Genomic DNA, 9015 nt, shown 5'->3' on the forward strand with positions numbered 1-9015 from the left:
CAGCTGTCTCCAGTAGAGTATGAGAAACGCTATTTCCTGAGCTTGGAGAGTGTCTAGAAAACCAGGGGCGATTCAGATAATCAATGCTATACCTCATGTACAGCCTACCTCATTTGTTGAGTGAGGAATCAGCGCCGCGGATCGTAAACAGAAACCTCAAGTTCGCAAGCGACGGGAGCATGTAGCGGATTTTCGGTACTAGAGAGCTTGGCAACTATCGTTTTTCAAGCACATACCCTACGCCCCGAAGCGTATGTATCAGTTTGGTCTCGAAAGGGTCATCTATCTTGGCTCTGAGTCTTCGAATCGACACCTCTACAACGTTTGTGTCGCAGTCAAAATTCATATCCCAAACCTGCGAAATAATTTGGGTGCGGCTCAGCACCACACCGGTATTACGCATCAGGTAATGCAGTAACGCGAATTCTTTCGTGGTCAGGTCAATGCGCTGACCGTCCCTGAATGCCCTGTGCCGGCTCTGATCAAGCTCCAGGTCAGCGACGCGAATGACCTCTACGGATGCAGGGTGATCTGACCTGCGCATCAAGGCGCGAACCCGGGCCAGCAGCTCAGGGAACTCAAATGGCTTGATCAGGTAGTCATCTGCTCCGTTCTCCAGCCCCCGGACCTTATCCGCCAGCCGGCTTCTCGCCGTCAGCATCATGATACGGGAAGGGCAGTTTTTACGACGCAACAACTCAAGGACCTGCCAACCGTCCATCTCTGGCAGATTTATATCCAGGATAATCAGCTCATATTCGTGCTGCTTAGCCAAGAATAATCCATCTGACCCGGTGTGGACGCAATCTACGACATAGCCACATTCCGTCAGACCTTGACGCACATACTCCGCAGTTTTTACTTCATCCTCAATTACCAGAATTCGCATGGGATTTTGTCTCGATATCACTGAGCAATTAACCGCGCACGCGCGCCGGCATTATTGAAAGGGATGGTAAATCAAAATGAGCGTGCCGGGGCTCAAATGACGGATTTGTAATTTCTAGGTAATACAGTTGATAGTCTGGCGGTATATCTTGTCGCGGTTTGGGTTTGACAGTTGCGGGCCCTCTCTCCAGCAGGTGATTTGACCTTATGAAGTATTGGGTTATTTTCTTCTTTGTGCTGGCTTCGTTCCGCTCAGATGACGGCGAGGTCGCTCACATTGAAGAGACTGGTCATTGGTGTAGTCATGAACTTCACCGGCATGCGATGCGTACAATCGAACGCCTACTTGAATTTTAGGCAAAAAAAGGCGCCCAATGGGCGCCAAATATCCACCTTTTACCAAAGGAGCACTTAAGCCACTCAAGGTGAATTCGTAATGCTCGTTTTACTAATAGGACCAGTTAATGAATAACTGGTCCAGTTAGCGAATTACAGAATCGAAAGCGGGTACTCAATGATCACACGGGTTTCATCCAGATCCGATTCGAATGCAGTGGCACGTGTGGTTGCCTGGCGCAACCGGAAGGACAGATCTTTTGCTGGACCGGTTTGGACAACGTATTTGACTTCGACGTCACGCTCCCAACGCTTCTGATTGTCGAGCGGGTTGCCGTTGTCATCAGTGCGCATGTAGAACTGGTTAGCGTTCGAGTAATCCGCGCCCGAGCCTCTGGCGTAGCGGGTCATGAACGTCAGGCCTGGAATGCCGTAGCTGGTGAAGTTCAGGTCATAGCGCAGCATCCAGGAACGCTCTTTCGGCGAGTTGAAGTCGCTGTACTGGATGGAGTTGTCGACGAAAATCGAGTCCGACTGACGCAGGTAGTCAAAATCGTCGTCGCCGTTGTTGCGCTGGTGCGACAGGGCTAGGGTATGGGCACCGTAACGCACGCCGACCTTGGCACTCCAGATGTTGTTGTCGAATTCACCCAGGCGCTTCTTACCTTCATCTACGGCTTTGTAGTAGTTGAAGCCACCGATCAGCGCCAGATCGTCGCTCAGCGGGTAAACCACGCTGGTGCCGGCGTAGTACTGATTCCAGACGTCTTTCAGCTGGCTGGCGTAGACGCTCACAGTCCAGTTGTCGTTGATCGAGTAGTCACCGCCACCGTAACCGATCCATGGCGAGTTGACCGGGCCGCCGTAGAACGTCACGAAGTTGTCGTTCAGGTTGCTTGAGACCGGCTGGCTCATCGCATGCAGACGACCACCCTGCAGGGTGAGGCCTTGGATGCTGGTGTTCTCAACGGTCACGCCGCGGAAGCTTTCTGGCAGCAGGCGAGAGTCGCCGGATGCAACGACCGGAGTCGATGGGAAAACATCACCTACTTTCACGATGGTATCGAACAAGCGGACTTTGGCTGCGCCGCCGACCTTGGTGTATTCGTCGCGAGCTTCGCCCTTGTTATCAACGGGTAGCACGTCGAAGGAGCTACGGCCGCCGTTGCGCCCATCACCGGTGTCGAGCTTGAGGCCGATCATGGCGAAGGCATCAACGCCAAAGCCAACGGTTCCCTGGGTAAACCCAGAGTTGAATTTGCTGATGATCGCGTGCGCCCAGGCTTCGGAGTAGCCGTTGGTGTTGCCCTTGCCACTGTTATAAGTGGGGGCAGTGCTGTCGCGGTTATCACGGTTGAAGTAGAAGTTACGGTTCAGCACTGTAAGGCTGCTGCCTTCAATGAAGCCTTCTGGCTTGTCTTCTGCCTGTGCCGAAATAGCATAGCTTCCAGACAGCGCAGAAACTGCCGCCAAATACAGTGGTACTTTGATTTTCATCCGATGCTCCTTTGATTCACGGCAGTTTTTATTATGTTTACCGGCGCGGGTGTCGTTAATTGTTCTGACCAGGCGGCGCGCCTAGCGTAGCGCGAGCTCATATTTGCAGGCCGAAGATAACGGGGGGGTGATAGGAAAATTACAATTTCGTCATCTACCTGTTGTTCGGGCCTTCGCACCGCGTGTTTGCCATCTCCGTTGCTTGTAACGAAATCATCGTGTCGGGTTTGGTTTCCCAGTATTTTCGGGCATTACAGGACATTCTTACGGAATTGTAATTTTCTAGCCACCCCTCTGATAGCTACCGCTCATTAGAGTGCCATCACCTAATCAAGTGGGGCTTGGCAGCTGTTTCGGCGTTCTCGCCAAGCTTTATCGAAGTTTGTGCACGAGGACCATCAAAGTGCCCCGGTATAACCGCAATGTCTTACCCAAGACCCCCGTCTCGCCCTGGAAGATCGCTGCACTCTGTGCAGTCATCTCTGGGTTGATGGCGCCTGCAGCCCTTGCCCAAAGCATCAGCTTGCCCCAGGCGCTTTCGACGGCCATGGATGCCAACCCAGACCTGGCCGCGGCCAGGCAAGAAATTGGGATCGCTGATGGTGCTCGCAAGCAGGCCGGGCTTATCCCCAACCCCACAATCTCGTATGACGTGGAAGACACCCGTCGTAACACCAGCCAGACGACTGTCTCTCTCAGCCAGACCCTTGAGCTGGGCGGTAAGCGGGGGGCTCGTGTTGACGTCGCCACATACGGGCAGACCGCCGCACAGCTTGAGTTAGACCGTCGCGTTAACGGCCTGCGTGCAGATGTCGTCCAAGCCTTTTACGCCGCGTTGCGGGCCCAGACAGGTCTCGACCTGGCCAAGCAATCTCTCGAACTGACTGAGCGCGGTCTTCGCATCGTCGATGGCCGTGTTCGCGCAGGTAAGTCGTCCCCAGTGGAGGCGACCCGCGCTCAAGTGCAACTGGCCGAAGCCCAGCTGCAAGTTCGACGTGCAGAAACGGAAAAAGCGACCGCTTACCAACAGCTCGCTCAAATTACCGGGAGCTCAGTCACCGTGTTTGATCGACTCGAATCGCCAACCCTCTCCCCGGGCTTGCCACCTCGCACTGAAGATCTGCTGGCTAAGCTCGACCAAACAGCAGAAATGCGTCAGGCCGTGGTGCAGATAGACAAGAGCGATGCCTCGCTCGGCTCAGAGAAAGCTCAGCGTATCCCGAACCTTACTGTCAGTGTAGGTAGCCAGTACGACCGCTCTGTGCGCGAGCGGGTCAACACTGTGGGCCTGTCTATGCCTTTGCCGCTGTTCGATCGTAACCAGGGCAACATTCTTTCCGCTTCTCGTCGTGCAGATCAGGCCCGGGACCAGCGCAATGCTGTTGAGCTGCGCCTGCGCACCGAAACCCAAACCGCGTTGAACCAATGGTCCACCGCCATGCAGGAGGTCGAGTCCTACGACAAGACCATTCTGCCTTCAGCCCAACAAGCCGTAGAGACCGCAACCCGCGGCTTCGAGATGGGCAAATTCGGTTTCATCGAAGTGCTGGATGCCCAGCGCACCTTGATCGTCGCTCGTGGCCAATACCTCGAATCGTTGGCAGCGGCGACCAATGCGCGTGCGCAGGTGGAAAGGGTTTATGGCGAAGTCGGCTCAACCGCCGGCACTCGCTGAACGGGCCAAACATTTTCTTCGGCACACAGCCTTGAACAAGCCGGTGCCTACGATCAGCAGGAGTAGCAATGGATAACAAACGCAAGATCGCCCTCGCGGTAGCCGCTGTGGCAGCCCTCGGATTTGGCAGCCTTGCCTGGAACAACAGTTCCGGACAGCAGGCCGCCAGTACTGCCGAGCATGGCGCTAACGATGGCCATGGCGACGAAAAGAAAGCCGCATCTGCCGCCAAAGAGGAAGGTGATGAGGGCCATGGTGAAGAAGGCCACAGCGAAGAGGGCGGTGAAGAAGAGGGCAAGCTGACGCTCAGCGCTGAACAGATCAAGGCCGCTGGTGTTGCCCTGGAAGCTGCAGCGCCTCGTGACCTCGGTACCGTCGTGAGCTTCCCTGGCGAAATTCGCTTCGACGAAGATCGTACTGCCCACGTGGTTCCTCGTGTTCCTGGCGTTGTTGAGGCTGTCCAGGCCAACCTGGGCGAGACGGTCAAGAAAGGGCAAGTCCTCGCGGTAATCGCCAGCCAGCAGATCTCTGACCTGCGCAGCGAACAACAGGCCGCACAGCGTCGCGTCGAACTGGCGCGTGTGACCTTCGAACGTGAGAAGCAACTGTGGCAGGACAAGATCTCTGCAGAGCAAGACTACCTCCAAGCACGCCAAGCGCTGCAAGAAGCGGAGATCTCCTTGGCCAACGCCAAGCAGAAGGTCGGCGCTATCGGTGCCTCGGTTAACTCCGTTGGCGGTAATCGATACGAGCTTCGAGCTCCCTTCGACGCCGTGGTAGTGGAGAAACATCTGACCGTTGGCGAAGTCGTAAGCGAGGCGACCAACGCCTTCATCCTTTCCGACCTGAACCAGGTTTGGGCAACCTTCGCCGTCCCGCCTACAGATCTGGGCAAGGTCACGACTGGTCGTGCGGTGAAAGTCTCTTCGCCTGACATGAACGTCGAGGTCGAAGGGAAGGTGGGTTATGTCGGCAGCCTGCTGGGCGAGCAAAACCGTGCAGCTACTGTCCGCGTCACCTTGACCAACCCCAACGGCGCCTGGCGTCCAGGCCTGTTCGTGAACATTGCGGTCACTTCCCAGACCGATCGAGTTGCCGTAGCGGTCCCCGAGCACGCAGTGCAGACCGTTGAAGACAAACCTTCGGTATTCGTACGCACCCCAGATGGCTTTGACACCCGCCCGGTAAAACTGGGTCGCCGCGACAGTGGGTACGTGGAAATCATCGACGGTATTGAAGCCGGCGCCCAGGTAGCAACCAGTGGCAGCTTCACACTCAAGTCCGAGCTCGGCAAAGCTTCTGCCGAACACGGTCACTGATGCGAACTGACAGGATGATTTCTCATGTTTGAACGTATCATCAGATTCGCCATCGAGCAGCGCATCGTAGTAATGATCGCTGTTCTGATCATGGCGGGTATCGGTATCTACAGCTATCAAAAGCTGCCCATCGATGCGGTACCCGATATCACCAACGTTCAGGTGCAGATCAACACTGCAGCGCCTGGTTACTCGCCCTTGGAAACCGAACAACGGATCACGTTTCCAGTTGAAACGGCCATGGCCGGTCTCCCGGGCCTTCAGCAGACCCGTTCCCTGTCTCGCTCTGGCCTGTCTCAGGTCACCGTGATCTTCAAGGATGGCACTGACATCTTCTTTGCCCGCCAGTTGATCAACGAGCGGCTGCAGGTTGCGAAGGAACAGCTGCCAGAAGGTGTAGAGGCCGTCATGGGTCCGGTATCTACCGGCCTCGGCGAGATCTTCCTATGGACTGTTGAAGCCGAAGATGGCGCGGTCAAAGAGGACGGTACGCCGTACACCCCGACCGACCTGCGCGTGATCCAGGACTGGATCATCAAGCCTCAGCTGCGTAACGTCCCGGGTGTGGCCGAGATCAATACCATCGGCGGTTATGCCAAGCAGTTCCTGGTTGCGCCGGATCCAAAGCGCCTGGCTACCTACAAGCTGACACTCAATGACCTGGTTGCTGCGTTGGAAAGTAACAACGCCAACGTCGGCGCCGGCTACATCGAGCGTAATGGTGAACAGTTGCTCATCCGTGCACCGGGTCAGGTAGGCAATATCGAAGACATCGCCAACATCGTGATCACCAGTGTGGATGGTGCACCGATTCGCATCAGCAGCGTAGCTGACGTCAGCATCGGTAAAGAGCTCCGTACAGGTGCTGCTACTGAGAACGGCCGCGAAGTCGTGCTCGGTACCGTGTTCATGCTGATTGGTGAAAACAGCCGCACCGTATCTCAAGCTGTCGCCGCCAAATTGGCGGACATCAACCGCACCCTGCCAAAGGGCGTGGTGGCTGTGACTGTTTACGACCGTACCAACCTGGTTGAAAAAGCCATCGCGACGGTGAAAAAGAACCTGGTGGAAGGCGCGATCCTGGTTATCGCCATTCTGTTCCTGTTCCTCGGCAACATCCGTGCGGCTCTGATCACCGCGATGGTGATTCCGCTGTCCATGCTGTTCACCTTCACAGGCATGTTCAACAACAAGGTCAGTGCCAACTTAATGAGTTTGGGGGCACTCGACTTCGGCATCATCGTCGACGGTGCCGTGGTTATTGTAGAAAACGCGATCCGTCGACTGGCTCATGCGCAACATAAGCATGGCCGCATGCTTACCAAAACCGAACGCTTCCACGAGGTCTTTGCCGCGGCGCGAGAAGCTCGTCGGCCGCTGATCTTCGGCCAGCTGATCATCATGGTGGTGTACCTGCCGATCTTCGCCCTCACCGGCGTCGAAGGCAAAATGTTCCACCCGATGGCCTTCACCGTTGTGATGGCGCTGCTGGGTGCAATGATCCTGTCCGTTACTTTTGTTCCTGCAGCTATTGCCATGTTCGTCACTGGCAAGGTGAAGGAAGAGGAAGGCGTGGTCATGCGCACAGCTCGACTGCGCTATGAGCCGGTTCTGCAATGGGTGCTGGGACACCGGAACATCGCTTTCTCGGCCGCAGTAGCTTTGGTCGTGCTCAGCGGCGTACTGGCAAGTCGTATGGGTAGCGAGTTCATCCCAAGCCTCAGTGAGGGCGACTTTGCGCTTCAGGCCATGCGTGTGCCTGGAACGAGCCTCACTCAATCTGTCGAGATGCAGCAGCGTCTGGAGAAAGCGGTGATTGCGCAGGTGCCTGAAGTTGAGCGGATGTTCGCACGCTCGGGTACCGCAGAAATTGCATCTGACCCGATGCCGCCGAACGCCTCTGACGCCTACATCATGCTCAAGCCTCAGGATCAGTGGCCTAACCCGAAGAAGCCTCGTGATGAGCTGATTGCTGAAGTGCAGAAGGCCGCAGCGGGTGTTCCAGGAAGCAACTACGAGTTGTCGCAGCCAATCCAACTGCGTTTCAACGAGCTGATTTCGGGCGTGCGTAGTGACGTCGCTGTGAAAGTCTTCGGCGATGACATGGACGTGCTCAACAACACCGCCAACAAGATCGCGGCAGCGCTCAAAGCGGTCCCGGGCTCATCGGAAGTGAAAGTTGAGCAGACATCCGGCCTGCCGGTGCTGACCATCAACATTGACCGCGAAAAAGCAGCACGCTACGGCCTGAACATCGCGGATGTTCAGAACTCGATCGCTATCGCCGTGGGTGGCCGTCAGGCCGGCACGCTGTATGAGGGCGACCGTCGGTTCGACATGGTAGTACGCCTACCAGAGACCGTTCGCACCGACGTAGCGGGTATGTCCAGCTTGCTGATCCCGGTACCTGCCAATGCGGCACAGGGTGCCAATCAGATCGGCTTCATCCCGCTGTCCCAGGTCGCCAATCTGGACCTGCAACTGGGCCCGAACCAAATCAGCCGCGAGAACGGCAAACGTCTGGTTATCGTCAGCGCCAACGTTCGAGGCCGCGATCTGGGGTCCTTCGTTGAGGAGGCGACCGCATCGCTGGACAAGAAGGTGCAAATCCCTGCGGGCTACTGGACGACTTGGGGGGGCCAGTTCGAGCAGCTGCAGTCGGCTGCCAAACGCCTGCAGATCGTTGTTCCAGTCGCCTTGCTGCTGGTCATGACCTTGTTGTTCCTGATGTTCAACAACCTGAAGGACGGCATGCTGGTCTTCACCGGTATTCCATTCGCACTCACCGGTGGTGTTGTGGCGTTGTGGCTGCGGGACATCCCACTGTCGATCTCGGCAGGTGTCGGCTTCATTGCACTGTCCGGCGTTGCAGTACTGAACGGCCTGGTGATGATTGCCTTCATCCGCGGGCTAAGGGAGGAGGGACGAACGCTCAGACAGGCAGTCGATGAAGGTGCATTGACCCGTCTGCGACCTGTTCTGATGACAGCCTTGGTAGCGTCCCTGGGCTTCATACCGATGGCTTTGGCCACCGGCACCGGTGCCGAAGTTCAGCGGCCATTGGCGACGGTGGTGATTGGCGGGATCCTGTCCTCCACCGCACTGACCTTGCTGGTACTGCCTGCCCTGTATCACTGGGCACACCGCAAGGATGAAGACGGCGACGAGGCCGAAGTGGTTAGCTAACAGCCTCCGCTAAAGAGAAGCCCACAACACGTGTTGTGGGCTTTTTTGTTGTGCGCCAGGCATGGCGCGTTGCGCGTTAGCGCAACCCGTTTGGCTGTGGTGGCTGAATGGGTG

General features: G+C 56.5%; 5 protein-coding genes. 3 read left to right on the forward strand and 2 right to left on the reverse strand.

The annotated features are described in order from the left end of the window. Positions 1-214: 214 nt before the first annotated feature. Together CYD26_RS24155 and CYD26_RS24160 are read right to left on the reverse strand one after the other, a co-directional pair. Positions 215-889: a heavy metal response regulator transcription factor gene (locus tag CYD26_RS24155; RefSeq protein WP_003253420.1), complete on the reverse strand. Its 675-nt coding sequence runs from the start codon at positions 887-889 to the stop codon at positions 215-217. Between the two features lie 488 nt (positions 890-1377). Next, positions 1378-2721, reverse strand: coding sequence for an OprD family porin (locus CYD26_RS24160; RefSeq protein ID WP_003253422.1), 1344 nt, complete (start codon positions 2719-2721; stop codon positions 1378-1380). 403 nt (positions 2722-3124) lie between these two features. Between CYD26_RS24160 and CYD26_RS24165 the strand changes: the two genes are divergently transcribed. From CYD26_RS24165 to CYD26_RS24175, 3 genes are all read left to right on the forward strand, one after another. Then, positions 3125-4396 (forward strand): TolC family protein, encoded by a 1272-nt coding sequence (locus CYD26_RS24165; RefSeq protein ID WP_010951456.1) that lies wholly within the window; start codon positions 3125-3127, stop codon positions 4394-4396. A 68-nt stretch (positions 4397-4464) separates the two neighbouring features. Then, complete coding sequence (locus CYD26_RS24170) at positions 4465-5715, forward strand: efflux RND transporter periplasmic adaptor subunit (RefSeq protein WP_102053859.1); 1251 nt, start codon at positions 4465-4467, stop codon at positions 5713-5715. A gap of 24 nt (positions 5716-5739) precedes the next feature. After that, on the forward strand, positions 5740-8901 hold the full coding sequence (locus CYD26_RS24175) for a CusA/CzcA family heavy metal efflux RND transporter (protein ID WP_102053860.1): 3162 nt from the start codon (positions 5740-5742) through the stop codon (positions 8899-8901). Positions 8902-9015 lie beyond the last annotated feature (114 nt).

The sequence above is a fragment of the Pseudomonas sp. FFUP_PS_473 genome, assembly GCF_002858665.1.
Classification (GTDB): domain Bacteria; phylum Pseudomonadota; class Gammaproteobacteria; order Pseudomonadales; family Pseudomonadaceae; genus Aquipseudomonas; species Aquipseudomonas defluvii.